Source organism: Acinetobacter pittii, assembly GCF_034067285.1.
Lineage (GTDB): Bacteria > Pseudomonadota > Gammaproteobacteria > Pseudomonadales > Moraxellaceae > Acinetobacter > Acinetobacter pittii_E.
This window is the reverse complement of the sequence record NZ_CP139286.1, coordinates 2,254,435-2,271,699: the sequence shown is the minus strand read 5'-3', so window position 1 is coordinate 2,271,699 and position 17,265 is coordinate 2,254,435. Positions and strand designations below refer to the sequence as shown.

Annotated in this window: 18 protein-coding genes; 14 read left to right on the top strand and 4 right to left on the bottom strand. The window is 37.3% G+C overall.

Annotated elements, in window-relative coordinates; translation table 11 throughout:
* The first annotated feature begins 4 nt into the window (after positions 1-4).
* From tssA to SOI81_RS10660, 5 genes are read left to right on the top strand one after another with little or no spacing between them, the layout of a single operon-like run.
* The gene (gene tssA, locus SOI81_RS10680; RefSeq protein WP_239976840.1) at positions 5-1,099 is read left to right on the top strand and encodes a type VI secretion system protein TssA; all 1,095 of its coding nucleotides are present in this window, start codon (positions 5-7) and stop codon (positions 1,097-1,099) included.
* A 16-nt stretch (positions 1,100-1,115) separates the two neighbouring features.
* Positions 1,116-2,480: a type VI secretion system baseplate subunit TssK gene (tssK, locus tag SOI81_RS10675; protein WP_016141459.1), complete on the top strand. Its 1,365-nt coding sequence runs from the start codon at positions 1,116-1,118 to the stop codon at positions 2,478-2,480.
* A gap of 17 nt (positions 2,481-2,497) precedes the next feature.
* A complete protein-coding gene (gene icmH / locus SOI81_RS10670) occupies positions 2,498-3,304 on the top strand; it encodes a type IVB secretion system protein IcmH/DotU (RefSeq protein WP_016141458.1) in 807 nt (268 codons plus the stop codon).
* Positions 3,305-3,316: 12 nt separating this feature from the next.
* The gene (locus SOI81_RS10665; RefSeq protein ID WP_239976843.1) at positions 3,317-3,937 is read left to right on the top strand and encodes a hypothetical protein; all 621 of its coding nucleotides are present in this window, start codon (positions 3,317-3,319) and stop codon (positions 3,935-3,937) included.
* A gap of 7 nt (positions 3,938-3,944) precedes the next feature.
* Positions 3,945-4,898 (top strand): M15 family metallopeptidase, encoded by a 954-nt coding sequence (locus SOI81_RS10660; RefSeq protein WP_016141456.1) that lies wholly within the window; start codon positions 3,945-3,947, stop codon positions 4,896-4,898.
* Here SOI81_RS10660 and SOI81_RS10655 read toward each other — a convergent pair.
* Positions 4,895-5,752, bottom strand: coding sequence for a LysR family transcriptional regulator (locus SOI81_RS10655; protein ID WP_320540686.1), 858 nt, complete (start codon positions 5,750-5,752; stop codon positions 4,895-4,897). The two genes, SOI81_RS10660 and SOI81_RS10655, sit on opposite strands and share 4 nt — an antisense overlap.
* A 147-nt stretch (positions 5,753-5,899) precedes the next feature.
* On the opposite strand from SOI81_RS10655, the gene SOI81_RS10650 reads away from it, so the two are divergent.
* From SOI81_RS10650 to SOI81_RS10635, 4 genes are all read left to right on the top strand, one after another.
* Positions 5,900-6,568, top strand: coding sequence for an ankyrin repeat domain-containing protein (locus SOI81_RS10650; RefSeq protein ID WP_216969014.1), 669 nt, complete (start codon positions 5,900-5,902; stop codon positions 6,566-6,568).
* 16 nt (positions 6,569-6,584) lie between these two features.
* A complete protein-coding gene (locus tag SOI81_RS10645; RefSeq protein ID WP_216969012.1) occupies positions 6,585-7,070 on the top strand; it encodes a nucleoside deaminase in 486 nt (161 codons plus the stop codon).
* The gene (gene cynX / locus SOI81_RS10640; protein ID WP_320540685.1) at positions 7,067-8,248 is read left to right on the top strand and encodes a cyanate transporter; all 1,182 of its coding nucleotides are present in this window, start codon (positions 7,067-7,069) and stop codon (positions 8,246-8,248) included. Before SOI81_RS10645 ends, cynX begins: the two co-directional genes overlap by 4 nt.
* 134 nt (positions 8,249-8,382) lie before the next feature.
* Entirely contained in the window at positions 8,383-9,540 is a 1,158-nt protein-coding gene (locus SOI81_RS10635; protein WP_320540684.1) for a winged helix-turn-helix domain-containing protein, read from the top strand.
* A 41-nt stretch (positions 9,541-9,581) separates the two neighbouring features.
* Here the strand turns inward: SOI81_RS10635 and SOI81_RS10630 are convergent, their stop codons facing one another.
* Positions 9,582-10,037, bottom strand: a complete 456-nt coding sequence (locus tag SOI81_RS10630) for a GNAT family N-acetyltransferase (RefSeq protein ID WP_224991594.1) — start codon at positions 10,035-10,037, stop codon at positions 9,582-9,584.
* 111 nt (positions 10,038-10,148) lie between these two features.
* On the opposite strand from SOI81_RS10630, the gene SOI81_RS10625 reads away from it, so the two are divergent.
* Positions 10,149-11,627, top strand: coding sequence for a PLP-dependent aminotransferase family protein (locus SOI81_RS10625; protein WP_320540683.1), 1,479 nt, complete (start codon positions 10,149-10,151; stop codon positions 11,625-11,627).
* 275 nt (positions 11,628-11,902) lie between these two features.
* Here the strand turns inward: SOI81_RS10625 and SOI81_RS10620 are convergent, their stop codons facing one another.
* The gene (locus SOI81_RS10620; protein ID WP_016141448.1) at positions 11,903-12,562 is read right to left on the bottom strand and encodes an epoxyqueuosine reductase QueH; all 660 of its coding nucleotides are present in this window, start codon (positions 12,560-12,562) and stop codon (positions 11,903-11,905) included.
* Positions 12,563-13,015: 453 nt separating this feature from the next.
* Between SOI81_RS10620 and SOI81_RS10615 the strand changes: the two genes are divergently transcribed.
* From SOI81_RS10615 to SOI81_RS10600, 4 genes are all read left to right on the top strand, one after another.
* On the top strand, positions 13,016-13,309 hold the full coding sequence (locus SOI81_RS10615; protein WP_016141447.1) for a hypothetical protein: 294 nt from the start codon (positions 13,016-13,018) through the stop codon (positions 13,307-13,309).
* Positions 13,310-13,510: 201 nt separating this feature from the next.
* A complete protein-coding gene (soxR, locus tag SOI81_RS10610; RefSeq protein ID WP_016141446.1) occupies positions 13,511-13,975 on the top strand; it encodes a redox-sensitive transcriptional activator SoxR in 465 nt (154 codons plus the stop codon).
* 162 nt (positions 13,976-14,137) lie between these two features.
* Entirely contained in the window at positions 14,138-14,572 is a 435-nt protein-coding gene (locus SOI81_RS10605) for an I78 family peptidase inhibitor (protein ID WP_057074789.1), read from the top strand.
* 545 nt (positions 14,573-15,117) lie between these two features.
* On the top strand, positions 15,118-16,053 hold the full coding sequence (locus tag SOI81_RS10600; protein WP_239976489.1) for a dihydrodipicolinate synthase family protein: 936 nt from the start codon (positions 15,118-15,120) through the stop codon (positions 16,051-16,053).
* Positions 16,054-16,105: 52 nt separating this feature from the next.
* On the opposite strand, the gene SOI81_RS10595 is transcribed toward SOI81_RS10600, so the two are convergent.
* On the bottom strand, positions 16,106-17,011 hold the full coding sequence (locus tag SOI81_RS10595) for a DMT family transporter (protein ID WP_061875063.1): 906 nt from the start codon (positions 17,009-17,011) through the stop codon (positions 16,106-16,108).
* Positions 17,012-17,265: the final 254 nt, after the last annotated feature.

Here is a 17,265-nt window from a genome sequence, read left to right as displayed (position 1 = left end):
TTAGATGAATATTGATATTTCTGAACTACTTGAACCCATTAGTGATAGTTTGCCTTGTGGTGACGACTTTTCATTTTCTAATGAATTTCATGAAATAAAAAAAGCGAAGACACAAGATGATCTATTGCTAGATCAAGGTGATTGGGTTGCTGAGCGCAAACAAGCCGATTGGGACTTTGTAGCAAAGAACACAAGTGTTTTGTTAAAAGATAAAACGAAAGATATTCGTCTATTAACTTGGCTCTTAGAAGCTTGGACTCATCTTTATGGTTTTGAAGGTATGGCGAAAGGTTTAACTTTAAGCCATTCCATGCTAAATCAATACTGGCAGGAAATTCATCCTATTATTGAAGATGATGATTTAGATCAACGCATTGGTTTATTACAGGGTTTAATTAATCAACTTCCGATGTTGTTAAAGAAAGTTCCTTTAACTAATACGGCTTCTTATTATAATTTGCTTGATTACGATAATTTTCTTTATCACGAAAATGTTCGCCGTAAACAAACAGAAGAATATGACAGCCAGTCGGGGCCATCGGAATTAGAACAATTCGACCAAGCTATTTTTAATACGTCTAAAACTTTTCAATATTCTAACTATCAAGATTTTAGTTCAGTGTTAACTGAGTGGGATGTTTTAAAGCAAACTCTCGATCATTTAATGGGACTAGATTCGCCAAGTTTTGCTGCGATTGATTCAGCATTTGAGACTATTCACAGCACATTACGCAAGATTTATAAAGCAGAAGCTTTTGGTGCAGGACTTGCACCAATCCAAGAACAGGCTACTGTCATCACGAGTTCATCTATGGAAAATCAAGCGCCTGTACAAGTTGTTTCAGCTCAGCCTGCTTTTCAGCCTCAAGCACAAACGCACTTGGCTAACCGCGAGCAAGCAATGAAAGTGCTGCAAGAGATTGCAGATTACTTCCAAGCAAATGAACCTCATAGCCCTGTGAGTTATATGCTTCAAAAAACGATTAAATGGAGTCAAATGCCATTACATGAATGGTTAGCGCAAGTCATTAAAGATGAGCATCCATTACAAATGGTTCAGGAAATGTTAGGTGTGCAGCCTAAAAATGAATATGAATAAAGATTGGTAAAGACATATGTTTAAAGCTGAAAAAGTCCTGTGGGGCGAAGGTTTATTTTTAAGACCTCAACATTTCCAAATTCAAGATACCTATCATGAACAACGCTTAAATCATACGGTTCGTGCAGTTGTGCCTTTTTCGTATGGTATTCAGAAGTTAAGTTTTGATGAGGCTCAATTGAGTACGCATATTCTTGCTCTTGAGTCTGTAGAGATGATTTGGCAAGACGGTGAAATTTATCAGGCGCCAGCATATGATCTATTGCCTGAACCAATTTTATTGGATGATCTTAATTTACGTGGCGAGATGCTAATCTATTTGGCATTGCCGCTTTTACAAGCAAATAAGCAAAATCTCATTGATCAAAACCAAGCACAAAAGGGCAGATATCAATCTCACCTTGTCGAAACGCATGATCTATTTACGAATGCTACCGAAGCAGATATTAGTTTGCTACGCCGCCGTGCTGTTTTTAAATTATTAGATATTCATAGTAATCCAGACCATAATTTAGATGGTTTTTTATATCTGCCGATTGGAAAAATTAAGCGTCAAAGCTCTGGTGCTTTTGAAATTGACCGAAAGTTTATTCCACCAATTTTGCACGTGGATGCCTCTGAAACACTCATTTCAAACTTAAAAAGAACTCTGAATGTTATTAAGGCAAAAATTAAGACGATTCAAACCAATAACCGAGAAAATGAACAGAAATTAATTGAATTCCGTTCAGGTGATATCGTTTCTTTCTGGTTAGTGAATGCCTTAAATACAGCTCACGCTGGTTTAAATCACTTTGTGCAATATCCACAAATCCATCCAGAACGGTTATTTTTCGAATTATTGCGTTTAGCAGGTTCATTATTAACTTTCTCGACAGCCTATGATGTTGATCAGCTGCCTGCTTATAAACACCATAATTTACAAGAAAGTTTTACTCAGTTAGACACGATTCTACGTGATTTACTCGATACGATTATTTCAAGTCGTTATATCAGTATTGCGCTTAAAGAGATCCGACCTTCATATTGGGTGGGAAGTCTTGAAACCGATAAGATTACTCGAGACACTCGACTTTATATTGCAGTATCAAGTAGTGCTATGCAGACCCATGAGTTAATCCAGATCGTACCTTTACGATTTAAGATTGGTAGCACTTTAGATGTAGAGCAACGTGTAGTTGCTGCATTGCCTGCGATTCCATTACATCATTTGATTCAGGTTCCAACTGCGATACCGGTGCGTTCTGGTGTGAGTTATTTTGAAATTGAACCGCATCACGAGCTATATCAGCGCATGTTAGATTCAGAGACGATCTGTATTTATGTTCCAGCTGGTTTCCAAGATATCAGTATTGAATTGATTGCGGTCATGAACGCTTAACGGTAAAGGAGAGAAAAATGTCACAATCTACAGGTGCTCCTTCTTTATTTGACGATGGGCAAATCGGGACGGGTGGAAATAACAATAGCCAGTCGCAGGCAAAACTACAGGCAATTAATCTTATTGATTTATTGCATGATGGCTTTTATTTGATTTTTTTAATTCGAAATCAATATGTGCCGGCAGATGCGCAGCAATTCCGTGAAAAAACCTTAAATTTGCTTAATCAATTTGAGCAACAAGCTAAAAAACTACAATTTTCAGCTGATGATATTCATGATGCTAAATATGCATTTTGTGCATTAATTGATGAAACCATCGTAACGCAACAAGACCCAAGCTATTTTAATTTACAAAATGCTTGGTTGATTAGCCCATTGCAATTGAGCTTATTTGGTTCTCAGTTAGCGGGCTATCGCTTTTTTGAAATTTTGGAGCAATTGCGAAGCCGTGGAAAAGAACGACTAGCTGCTCTTGAAGTATTTCATTACTGCCTTTTACTTGGTTTTCAAGGTAAGTATCGCATTGAGTCTATTGAAAGTCTTAACCACTTAGTATCACGAGTGGGTGATGAGATCGACTATTTAAAAGGGAAAAAAGTTGCATTTTCGCCATTCTCTGCAATTCCCGATCAAATACGGAATATTATTCATCGCGAAGTACCTTTCTTTTGGATTTTGATCTTTTTATTGATTTTTGCATTACTTACCTTTGCAGGCTTAAGATTTATGCTGAACAATCAAAATGATAAAGCATTATCTAATTATCAAAATGTGATTTCTGCTCCTCAAGAGCAAGCGCATATTACAATTTATTTACCTTGATGATGGTACGAAATGGCTCAGGAAAAACCAACTTCTATTCGAGTTTTACAATCGAATAAAAAAAAGCCGAAATCACCACTACTTTATATTGTGATTGGTGTAATTGCAGGGGTGTTTGTCAGCATCTCGCTATTCCTGTTCTTGTCTCAATCGAATTCGCCAGAATCAGCAGCAATTGAGAGTAAATCAACAGAAGAGCAAATTTTAAATCAAGATGCTGCTCATTCTTCTGATGAACAGAATCAGGTTGCTATAAGCCAAGACAATGAAACAGACTCAATGAGCCGTGATGGCTTTGAACAGCCAAAAGATAATGAATTAAGTAATATCTTTAAACCTGTTCCGCATAAAACTGTTGCTGCGAATGAACAGCGAGTTTCACCATTTGATGAGCAGCTAACAGGTGAGAAGAAAGTTCAAGTTGTGCCTCAATTACAGACAAGCGTAGCTAAAACGACTCAACCTAAAGTACAGCCAGCTCAGCAAAAAACAGTGGGTAAGCCGCAGCAGCAAGTGGTACAGGCTAAACCCGTAGTTGAGAGTAAAGCTCCAACCGAACCAGAACCTGAGGTTGAACCACCTAAAGCATCGGTAGATATTAAAATTACACGTAGTCCTTTTGCCGTGAATTAATGAACTGATGATGATCTTTCTCATTTTCTTTTGCTTTACGTGCTTGGCAATTGGTTTAGCATTTTTAATGTCCTATGAACTAAGGAGTAGAAGCAAAGATTTCGTCTTGTCGTTACTGCCACAAGGCCGTAAACAGCTGAATCAGGTGAAGCAATTTGCTCAAACGATGAATCAGGCAGCTGCTCCTGAAAAATTACAATCTCATTGGCATTTACAGCAATGGTGGATTGTAATTGCTGGCTTTTTTTTGTTTGCCAGTATATTAATTTTTGCTTTTACTCGTCCCATTAGTTCAACTCGAATTGAAGCTGAATATCTGAAAAAAACTGACCCTCAAATCTATGCACTTTTAAATGGTGAAATATTATCACCACCACCAGAAGTGGATGAAAGCTTAATTGAAGCCGCAATTGTTGAGGCGACGCAGTTAGAGCAGCAATATTCGTCTCAAAATAGTGGAGCTATTAATTCTTCACCGATTGATAATGCAAGTTTCGATGGTCGAGCTATTCTGGATACGACTTTGGTTGATCGTAAATGGGACAAAATGAACCCACGTTATAAACAGCGTTTACTCATGGTCTTTAAAATCATGAAAGAACAGTATGGTTATGAGTTGGTTCTATTAGAAGGTTATCGTAGCCCAGCACGTCAGAATATGCTGGCGGGCAATCCTAACACGACTAGAGCGAGGGGGTATCAAAGCTATCATCAATTTGGTTTAGCTGCTGATGTAGCATTTAAACGAAATGGGAAAGTGGTTATTTCTGAACGGGATCCATGGGCGATGCAAGGTTATCGGTTATATGGGCAAGTTGCCGAATCTGTTGGTTTGACTTGGGGTGGACGTTGGAAATCTATCCAAGATTATGGGCATACCGAATTCCGTATGCCGGGCTTAAGAAAAACTCAAGAAATGGCGGAAAAACTTATCGCTGAAAGTTCGAATGATATAAGTTAAACATTGAGTGAGGATTGAAAACGTTTTTGTAAAACAGACGTCATTTTATCTACAAGCTGGGAAATGATCCCAGCTTTTTCCCACGTGTAAATTGAAACGACCATAGGTGGCACAGCACCTAATGAATCATATCGACGTACTCTACGTCCATTGGTCGTAGCTACAGGCAATAAAGATAACCCTAATCCTGTTTCAACACTGACTAACACGCTTTCTAGGCTACTACCAGTAAAAGCAATATACCAACGTCGCCGCTCACGTTCTAAGGTTGCGAACATTTCGTCTCGATAAAGTCCTCCTTGAGGAAAAGTGACTAAACTCACGGGGTCAGCCCATGGAGTCTTTGAGTTTTCACTTGCAAACCATGCCATTTCTTCTGGGAATGTAGCGTGGTGATCAGCACTGGCCGCGGGTTCTTTGACAATAATAATATCGAATTCACCATTCCGATAACGCTCTGTTAGGTTCCGGCTTAAGCCAGAGGTTACGTCTAAACGAATGGAACGATGCTCTTTGGCAAATATACCGAAAACTTCAGCCATTGCAGAACTCATCATATCTTCTGGTAAACCAATACGAATAGGAATACTTCCTGCCGGATCTTTGAGTAGGGCCTCAGCTTCTTGTTGAAGAGTCAAAATCCTTTGTGCATACCCAATCAGATATTCTCCCGAAACGGTCAATTTGAAAGGTCTTGCCGTTCGATCTATAAGCGCATGACCTACTGATTCTTCAAGCCGTGCTAACTGCTGACTAATCGTTGATTGAGTCAGGTGTAATCGATCAGCAGCTGCAGTAAAACTGCCCGTTTCAAAAATAGTGACAAAAGCACGTAAAAGGCGAGGATCAAACATATTATGCACCGCTACGTTTAAAAGCAGATCAGATAAGTATTTATAAACTTAATAGTATCGATTAAATAATTTAATTTCCAAATACTTTTGGCGATGTTTATTCTATTTGCAAAATGTTTTGCCATAAATTTCTATTGGGAGACCAGCATGCGTAAGTCACTAATATGGATGAATCTGATCGTCGCGTTAGGGGCTTTAGGTTTTACAAATATGACGAATGCAATGAGTGAGTACCCTTTACATCAGGCAGCAATAAATAACGACACTCAATCTATAAAAAAGATTTTATCTCAAAAGGCTTTAATTGATGAGCGGGATGAAACTGGTTCGACTGCTTTGATGGTCGCAACAAGAGCAAATAATGTACATGCTGCTCATATGCTGATAGAGGCGGGTGCCGATGTAAATGCAAAAGATAATATTCAAGACAGTCCGTATTTGTACGCCGGCGCACAGGGGTATTTAAAAATTTTAAGAATGACACTCATGCATGGTGCGAACTTAAAAAGTACTAATCGCTACGGTGGGACTGCGCTCATTCCCGCAGCGGAGCGAGGCCATGTTGAAACAGTTCGTACATTAATTGCCGCTGGTGTAGATGTTAATCATGTCAATAATTTAGGGTGGACCGCATTGCTTGAGGCCATTATTTTGGGCAATGGAGAACCAAAATATCAACGCATTGTAGAGCTTTTACTAAAAGCAGGTGCCGATCCGAACTTAGCAGATAAAGACGGCATTAAGCCATTACAACATGCACGTTCACGAGGCTACCGCGAAATTGAAAAAAGACTTCTTGCAGCTGGTGCAAAATAGAAAGTGAGAGTATGTCATGGAAAAAGGTGAACAGTTTTTACGTAAAGCGATTGAGCTTGCCTATAACAATATTGAAAAAGGTGGCAGACCATTTGGAGCTGTTGTTGTAAAGAATGGAGAAATTATTGCTTCAGGCGTAAATCAGATTCTGACAACCAACGATCCCACCGCACATGCCGAATTACTAGCGATTCGTGCAGCCAGCCAAGTTTTAGGATCTGCCAATTTAGAAGGCTGTTCTGTGTATGCAAGTGGCCATCCATGCCCAATGTGTATGGCTGCAATGCGTTTAGCAGGTATCAAGTCGGTGAGCTATGCATATTCTAATGAAGATGGAACACCATTTGGTTTGTCTACAGCCGAAATATATATTGAGCTTGCCAAGCCGTTTTCTGAGCAATCAATGAAAATTCAATATATACCGATCAGAGTTGAAAACCGCACTGATCTTTATGTGCATTGGAAGAATTATCAAGCCAAGAATTTAGGCTCAGAAGAATGAAGCAGTCTGGAGTTTTTTTGACTCGTCCCATGCTTGTTGTAACGGTAGCTTTGGTGGGCCTTAATTTAAGACCATTTATCACAAGTATTGGACCATTGATTGCCAATATTCGAACAGCCACTGGCTTAAGCCTACAAGGAATGGCACTACTTACTTTGCTACCGATGATGCTTATGGGGCTTGTTGCATTTGTTGGGCCAATATTGCAGAACTATGTGGGCGAACGAAAAGCTATTCTTGGTGCATTACTTGCTATTTGTGCGGGATGTGCTGTCCGTTTTTTATTACCTACAGCCGAAGGATTAATTATTAGTGCAATAGTAATTGGATTTGGCGTTGCGATGATACAAGCAGCTTTTCCAGGCATGATTAAACGAGAATTTAGCCAATACATAGGTCCGATGATGGGGCTTTATTCAGCTATGCTCATGGGCGGTGGGGCGTTAGGAGCATGGTTAGCTCCCATAATTTCAAATATAACTGGCTTTTGGTCAATTGGACTGGCTTCTTTTGCTATTCCAGCTTTATTTGCATTTATATTGGCACTGGCTTTTTTACCTACAAAAGTTGGCTCATCCATTCATCGTGTGCCTGTAAGAAAGTTATTAAATCAACCTCGAACTTGGTTGTTAATGGCTTGTCTCGGGCTTGTAAATGGGGGCTACTCATCAGTCGTAGCTTGGTTAGCGCCTTCTTTTCAAGATCAGGGGTGGAGCGCAGCGCAAAGTGGACAACTACTTGCTTTACTGGCCTTGAGCCAAGCAGCTTCAGCACTTATTTTGCCCGTTTTAGCAAGAAAATATAAAGACCGACGTCCATGGCTATGGTTTACGTTAGCTATGCAAATGGTTGGGTTTGCAGGAATGGCTTTTATGCCTGAGTTTGCCTCTATACTTTGGGCAATTTGTTTAGGCGCGGGTTTGGGAGGATGTTTTGCCTTAACGCTTATAGTTGCATTAGATCATTTTGATGAGCCGATTTATGCAGGTGCTTTATCTGCACTGATGCAAGGCGGTGGTTTCTTATTGGCAGCAATTCCGCCATGGATTATTGCAATTTTGCATGATCTTACGGGGGCTTACAAAGCGGGATGGCTTTTCCATTTAGCCAGTGTGATATTAGTAGTTATTTTAGTGATTAGATTGGCGCCTAAAAGTTATTTTAAGCTGAGTCTGTAAAACGAACGTTGAGTTAATCGTGATTCTTTTTATAGAGAATTACCGATTCTAAAACACAAGTAAATCAGGAAATAGTGATACGATAGAACTGAAAATTTCCCGCTTTTAAATGAATACAACAATATTTGATTTTTATGACTTCTTCTTTGAAACAGCTTACTTTATTCAATCAATGCCTAGGAAAAACTAGTCGATTTGCCAAAGGTTTGGAAGGCACTTTACAGGCGATTGAGCATTTAGGATATGTGCAGATTGATACCATATCGGTTGTAGAGCGAGCTCATCACCATATATTGTGGAGCCGAGTGCCTGATTATGATCTAAGTCATCTCAATAGTTTGGTACGCGAGCGCCAGATTTTTGAATATTGGTATCATGCCGCATCTTATCTTCCAATGAAAGATTATCGCTATGCACTGCCTGCCATGATGTCTGTCAGGAAAGGGGAAAGCCGTTATTTTAATAGAGGCGATCAGCAGCTTATGAATGAAATTTTAGCGCGTGTTCGTGCTGAAGGTAAAATTCGATTAAGAGATATTGATAAGAATAATAAAAAGAGTTTAGGAAACTGGTGGAATACTGGTCCAGGCCGCCGTGCTTTTGAGCAGTTATATATGCAGGGTGACCTGATGATCTGTGAACGTAACGGAATGGAAAAGGTCTATGATTTGACCGAGCGCTGCTTGCCTGAAAATATTGATTTAACTATGCCTACGCTTTATGAATATGCGCAGTATTTATTTAATAATACGCTTCGAGCACATGGTGCATTTACATGGAAACAACTGGTTCATTTAAAGAAAAATGATTTAAAAGAAACTATGCGTGCCGTGCTGATGGAGCAGATTGACGCAGGTGTAGTATCTGCAATCAAGCTTGAGAATGGTCAAACGCTATATGTTGATGCCGCTGCAATAGAACAAAAGCTTAATACTGAGTTCGGTTTAAAAATACTTTCACCTTTTGATAACTCGCTTATTCATCGTGACCGTTTAACTTCTTTATTTGAGTTTGATTATCGGATTGAATGCTATGTACCAGCGGCTAAAAGGGTATATGGTTATTTTTGTTTGCCGATTCTTTATCAAGATGAGTTAGTCGGCCGAGTAGATTGTAAAGCGCATCGTTCTATAAAAGAGTTAGAAGTAATTAGTCTACATCTAGAAAAAACAGTAAAAAATAAGGAAGTCTTCTTTTTCGAATTGGAGCAAGAGCTCAAGCGTTTTGCAGCGTTTAATCAATGCTCAACTATTAATGACAAAGTGATTAAGCTTATTCTTGCTAAGATTTAAACACCAAAAGCACTCCAGCTTTTGGTGTTTTTTTACTTTCTTTAGTTCAACGGCATACGATATTCAATAATCCCGGGTTTTTGGGCAATCCAATCGTAAAGCTTTTGGGCTGTGTGGTTGCTTTCTTGAGTATGCCAATATAAACGGTCACAGTTGTGTACAATTGCTTGCTTCTGCACATATTCAATAAGTTGCTTACCAATGTGTTGTCCACGAACTTCAGGTGAAACATAGAGGTCTTCTAAATAACAATAATTATTTTCTGCCCATGTTGAACGATGAATAACATAATGCACAATTCCCAAAACTTGCTCGCCTTGTTTGGCAACAGCACAATAAACGGGTTCATTTTCATCGAAAAAGCGTTCCCAAGTCACTTTTGTGACGTGAAGAGGTAAATTGACCTGATAAAAATTTTGATAAGCAAGCCAATATTTTTCCCATTGTGAATAGTCCTGCTGTTGAACAGGGATGATTTGAATATCTTGATTTTGCATAATAATTACACTCTATTTTAAAGTAATGGAAAATGGACAACTAGAGTGTAGTTTTGATAGTGGTATTTTTATAAGGTACACTTCTGATATTTTTTACAGTACCAGTTTGTTATGGCAGCTTCGATTTCGGCATCTTTCCCACATTTGATTTTGCCAAAAGGGCAGATTAAAGATGGGCTATATTCGGCTTTGCGTGATGCTATCTTAGATAGAAGACTATCTGCCGGAACAAAATTACCCTCAAGTCGTACCCTAGCAGAGATGATGTCAATTTCAAGAAACTCTGTATTGGCAGCTCTTGAACGATTACTTGATGAGGGATATTTATTTACCAAACCAAGTTCGGGTACCTATGTTGCTGAGGTTGTGCCAGATCAGTTAATACATGTTCAAGAAAATTCAAAAAAAACGTCTAAAAATAATCATCAATCCTTAAATATTAATCCAAATATGGAAGCATTATTAACTTCATGGCGAGAGCAGTCGTGGTCAAGTCAAAAGAAAAAAATGTTCCATGTGGGGGTAGGTTGTGTTGACTTATTTCCTCATCAACTTTGGGGAAAGTTATTAAATCAAGCTTGGCGGCAGTCGTATTATCAGCTTGGTCAATTTCACGACCCGCGTGGCTATTTGCCTCTACGTCAGGCAATTTGTGAATATGTTCGCTCCACCCGAGGGCTGAACTGCAAAGAAGAGCAAATTATTATCGTAAATGGGACGCAGCAAGCTATTCATTTAACGGCCTATGCTTTACTTCAAGCAAATGATGAGGTGTGTTTAGATGAACCAGGCTATGACGCTGCTTTTAACATTTTTCGAAGTTTTGGTGCACAGGTAAATTTAGTTGAAAGTGATGAAGAAGGAATGCTAGTCTCTGATATTATTCATCGTTATTCAAAAAGCAAACTGGTCTATACAGCACCTTCACATCAATTCCCTGTAGGTGGAACCTTAAGTCTTGCCCGCCGTTTTTCGTTACTCGATTGGGCATCTCAACAAGGGAAATGGATTTTTGAAGATGACTATAATAGTGAGTTCCGCTATGGCACATATCCTATTCAAGCTCTACAAGGTTTAGATCAGCAGCAAAGAGTTATTTACTCTGGTACTTTTACCAAAATGATGTTTCCAGAGTTTCGATTAGGATTCATGGTTGTGCCTGAAGCATTAATCGAAACCTTTAGTGCAGCAAAATACTATACGGATGTTCGAAGTTCTTATTTAGAGCAAGTGGCTTTGTCTCAATTTATACAAAAAGGTCACTATGCTCGGCATGTGCGCAAAGTTCGAAAAGCTTGCTATGAGCGCCAACAAGCCTTGATTAAAACTATTGATGAGCATCTTTCAGATGTGCTTAGTGTTCAACCCACAGATTCAGGTATTCATGCAGTATGCTGGTTAAAAGGTGAGAGGACAGAGCAAGAATTTATTGATCAATGTTCAGCTCTAAACTTGGCTGTTCAACCACTATCAAGATATTGTCAGATGCCAAACGAAAAGGCCGCGGTACTTTTTGGGTATGCGGCCCACACATCTAATGAAATTATTGAAAACATTAAAAAAATTGCACAATATTTACAAGAAAAATAATAGCCTAAGTTTTGTTATTTAGATAAATTTAATCATTTTTAAATGCTTAAATACGAATTTCTATGATGATCAATTGGTTATATGAAAATAGAGAGGTTATTAAAATTTTTAAAAATTAATTTTAATTAATATTATTTTAAGCTAGCACAATTAATCTAACTCCATCAAAGCTTATTTAGTACACCTTTTGGCCACATTCTCCAGATGTGGCCTTTTTTTATCAGCAATAAATATAGCTTAGAATAAATTAATTAATTTTTAAGCAATAATAAAATTTAATCTTCTTCCATGGCATTACTATAAAACTTAACACCCAGTTTAATTCGATCTCGACCATTACTCATACGCCAACGGTTGGTATCACGCAAAGAATATACACAGCCGCAATATTCCTGTTGGTAGAATTCCTCTCGCTTACTAATTTCAATCATTCGACTAGAGCCACCGTTTTTACGCCAGTTATAATCCCAATATTGAATATCTGGATAATGAGATGCTGCTCGAATTCCGCAGTCATTAATTTGAGCCATATTCTTCCAACGAGAAATTCCTAGCGAACTACTGATGAGACTAAAGCCGTGTTCATGTGCGTAAAGGGCAGTTCGCTCGAAACGCATATCAAAACACATGGTACAACGAATGCCGCGTTCGGGTTCATCCTCCATACCTTTGGCTCGGGCAAACCAATTATCTGTGTCATAATCTGCATCGATAAATGGGATATTATGCTTTTCTGCAAAACGAATATTTTCTTCCTTACGGATTAGATATTCTTTTACTGGATGAATATTAGGATTATAAAAAAATATTGAAAATTTAATTCCAGAATCAATCAATGCTTCCATGACTTCTCCTGAACAAGGAGCACAACAAGAGTGAAGTAATAATTGATCATGTCCAGATGGGAGTTCTAATTTTAAACGTTGAGTTGCCATAATAAAAAATTAAATTGCAATTCTAATAATTATATATTTGGAGTTTATATTATGTGAACTGAATTATTTTCAATTAAAAGTGAAATTAATTTAATATTTAAAAATAATTTATTACTCCATTTAATATTAAGTTAAATATAGTGAAATAAGTATATTGTAAAGTATTAAGAATTAATTATATGCCATATTTGATTTCTCTGTCTTTTATACTATATGACAATATAAAATATATAAGATTTTTATATTTATGAAAATAATAAACCTAAAATTTTGTTTGGTAAGTGGTTGATGTATCTGGATATAATTTATAATTTTATGGTTTTTATTTGTGATGTACATCACAAATAAACCTTATTTTTTCAATTAAAATATTTCTTTAGATTTGTAGCTTTAATAAATCTATACTATAAAATTCAATGTGTTTTTAAACTTAAGCGTGTGATAATTTGAGATATGAAAGATTGGCAATGTAAGTATTGTAATGGTTACATTATGGTTAATCATTCAAAGATCAGCGTAGGAGAAAAAGTTTACTTTTTGGTATATAAATTTGATGCAAAGAATGAACGAAAAAAATTATATAAAAAGGGAATCGTTGTTGCGCGTTACGATAATATACTTCACATTGAGTCACGTAAAAAAACTTATAAAATCGAACAAGCTAAGGTCTATCCTCTAGGAGCACCAATGCCTTTTGTTTACAACATGTTTTGGATTTGCGGATGCCCATGTACTCTACAAAATTAATTTCTTAACTTTAAATGTTAGCAACTCATTTTATAGACTTCCTAAATTAATAATCTCATCAAATTTATCCTCTCAGGTTTTATCGAAAAGTTAAGACCAACAAACTCAGGAAAATGGCTCTTAGCAGTCAAGTTGCTTGGTTTATTCATTTGACAAAACACAGAGGCTCTCTTATAACCTCGAGTAAAGTTGAGGTCAATCATGATAAGCGAAAATAAAAAAGCTGACCCTAGTCGAGTGTTGACAGTGGGTGAAGTAGCAAAAAGGAGTGGAGTTCCTGTCTCGACTCTGCATTTTTATGAAGCGAAAGGGCTCATAAAAAGTCTAAGAACGAATGGTAATCAACGCCGTTTCCCATTAATCGTTTTAAGATATATTGCGATTATTAAAGTTGCTCAAAGAGTAGGGATTTCCTTAGATGAAATTAAAGCAGCTCTTAGTGCATATCCTATGGGAAGCAAATTAACAGCCAAACAGTGGAAAGAGTTATCAAGCCATTGGCGAAAAGATCTGGATGAGCGTATTCAAAAATTAACTAGACTCCGCGATGAAATGGACTGGTGTATTGGTTGTGGTTGCTTGTCATTAGAGCAATGCCCTTTAAGAAATCCTGAAGATGTTTTAGGACAAGAAGGTTCCGGTGCACGAATTTTAGAAAGACCTTAATTACAATATTTTAATAATTGTTTTTAGGACAGAATATTTTAAATTCCAATCAATTAAAGAGCGGTTAATAAAATTGCTAAGAGAGTTTTTTATTGTAAATAAGACCCATGAAACATGAATTTTTTTGATATCTTTATTTTTTTTATTAAGAAGCAAAAATTTATGAAAAAAATTATCTTTCTTGGTTTAGCGCTTGTTTCGTTAACGGCTTGTTCATCTGCACAACATAAAGATTCAACTCCACCAAAAATTGGTTCACCAAACCCAGCTAGTCAATATTGTGTTGAACAAGGCGGGAAGTTAGAAATCAGAAATGAAGCAAATGGACAGGTTGGGTATTGTCATTTACCAAACGGTCAAGTCGTTGAAGAATGGAAATTATTCCGTGATAATCAAGCGAACTGTGTAGCAGAAGAAGCTCAAAAATTGGTAGGTCAATCTGGACTTACTGATGACCAAATTAAGCAAAAAACTCAATCGGAAATTGTGCGTAAAGTAGCTCCAGGTCAGCCTATGACTATGGATTATCGTACAAACCGAGTTACAGTTACTATTGATCCAGCAACTAAGAAAATTACTCAGGCAACCTGTGGTTAATTAAGCTTTGCTAAATTAAATCTTGAAATAAAAAGTCTGCTGAAATGCAGGCTTTTTTATTAAGTAATAAAAAAAAGCCTCTAGCGGACTAGAGGCAGAAAAACTTCAGATGCAAGAACAGGTGAATTATGCATCTGAGTTAAGTAGGTTGTATCAAACCATGTAAAGCACTTTACCAGTAAAAATGAATAAAAATAGAGAGGTGCGACTAATGGCTAATGTTCTGTGGTTGTTTATTGAGCGCCTATAAGCTCGGATTTAATTTCTCTTCTCAGCACTAATTTTTAAATTTTTTGAATTCTATTTTTAAAAAAATATAAGGAAAAATTAATTTTTTAATTCACTTAATAATATTAATATTTGATTTATATAGTTTTTTGCTTGGTTAAAGAATTTAGAGAGAAAGACTATTCTTTTTGTTGTATATCGTATACGATATATGAAGAATGATTAAACAGCTATTAATCCCATTCCATAACTTTTGAGATGGATTAACTCGAAAGTACGACTACCCAGAATTTTATTTATATTACTGAGGAATAATTATGAGTAATATCTTCACAGGATGTATCCCGGCGCTAATGACACCATGTACTCCTAACCGTGAGCCAGATTTTGACGCGCTTGTGAAAAAAGGGCATGAGCTGATTGAAGCGGGCATGAGTGCGGTAGTGTATTGTGGTTCTATGGGTGATTGGCCTTTATTAACCGAAGCTCAACGTCAAGAAGGGGTGGCACGACTTGTTGCTGCTGGCATTCCTACAATTGTTGGTACTGGTGCAGTTAATTCAAAAGAAGCAGTTTCTCATGCAACTCATGCAGAAAAAGTAGGTGCACAAGGGCTTATGGTTATTCCACGTGTACTATCACGTGGAGCTTCACCAACTGCACAAAAAGCTCACTTTTCTGCAATTTTAAAAGCAGCACCAAGCTTACCTGCGGTGATTTACAATAGTCCGTATTATGGATTTGCGACTCGTGCAGATTTATTTTTTGAATTACGCCGTGAGTTTCCAAATTTAATTGGTTTTAAAGAATTTGGCGGTGCTGCCGATATGCGTTATGCAGCTGAGTTCATTACTTCACAAGATGATTCAGTAACCTTAATGGCAGGTGTAGATACTCAAGTTTTCCATGGCTTCGTGAACTGTAACGCAACTGGTGCGATTACTGGGATTGGTAATGCTTTACCTAAAGAAGTTTTACAGTTGGTTGACCTTAGTAAGAAAGCCGCAGCAGGTGATGCAAAAGCCCGTCGTTTAGCCCAAGAGTTATCAAGCGCATTAGAAGTTTTATCTTCTTTTGACGAAGGAACAGATCTTGTTCTGTACTATAAATATTTAATGGTACTTAACGGTGATAAAGAATATACCTTACACTTCAATGAGACGGATGCATTGAGTGAATCACAACGTAAATACGTTGAAACTCAGTATGAACTATTCCGTACTTGGTATCGTAACTGGTCAGCTGAAATCTAAGAAAATACTTTTAAAAAAAGAGGCTAATGATTGAGCCTCTTTTTTATATCTATTATTTTTTAGTGAGAACAATAACGCAGAGAAAAATTAGAATTAAACCCAAATAGCTATGCATTGTTAAACTTTCGCCTACTACAACAACTGCCAATAAAGCTGCAACAGGAATTTCGACCAAAGCTAACGTCATGGCCTGACTGGCTGGAATTCGTTTTAAACCAAAGCTAAAAAATAAATAGCCCAAAAACATAGGAACAATTGGAATATAGATCGCAACCCAGACGTTAGTTGGATAATCAAAAAGATTTTGTGCAGTAATCAACAATGTAGGTAATAACAGAACTGCGGAGATACCAAAAATCACTCCCATGGCAGCTCTTGAGTCGACATCTTGGCGAATGAGGTTTCTCATTATCCAAGAGTATGTTGCATAGCTCAGGCTAGAAAGTAAGCCAAAAAACACCCCTAAAATACGATCAGATTGCACGACTTGATGCTGTGCATGATCTCCTGCATAAGAGAGTAAAATAATACCTAAAAAACCGAGAATAAAACTGATGAGCCATTTCAAAGAAAGTTTTCGTTTATCTAAAATCCATTCTAAAAGTACTGAAAACAAAGGTGCACAACCAATAGAAATTACGGTGCCGATCGATACGCCGGCTAAAGAGACAGATGAGTAAAATGCAAATGGACAAAGTATTGAAACAACAACGGCAATAAAGATTTGGGACTTATAGTTAAATAGTTTTTGGTAATTATTTTTAATGGCTTTTAAGCTTAAAAACGTATGAATTAATCCACCGAAGCCCACAGAAATGGTAGCAATTACAAGTGGACTAATGCCTTTTGCAAAAGATGCCGCTGTACCTGCTGTACCCCATAGAAAAGCAGCAAATAGTACAGATAAGAAACCCGTATAATAATTTAGCGAAAATTTTGCTTCTGTTGGCGTACTCATATGAAGTGACTCAAACTTTAAAAGTTTTATGCAGCATGATTTTTACAAGACAAAAAAAATTTATCTTGCAGGGAATAACTCAGCTCAATGGATAGGAATTTTTTGACAGTTACCCGTCAAGAGAACAGGGTAGTATGCGGGTATTTATTATGATTTGCTTGGTTAAATGCAATAAAATGATGACGATTTCAGCATAGTCTAATAATAGTTTTGTGAATTAAATTGTATAAAGTATACTTTAACTATGAGTGCAG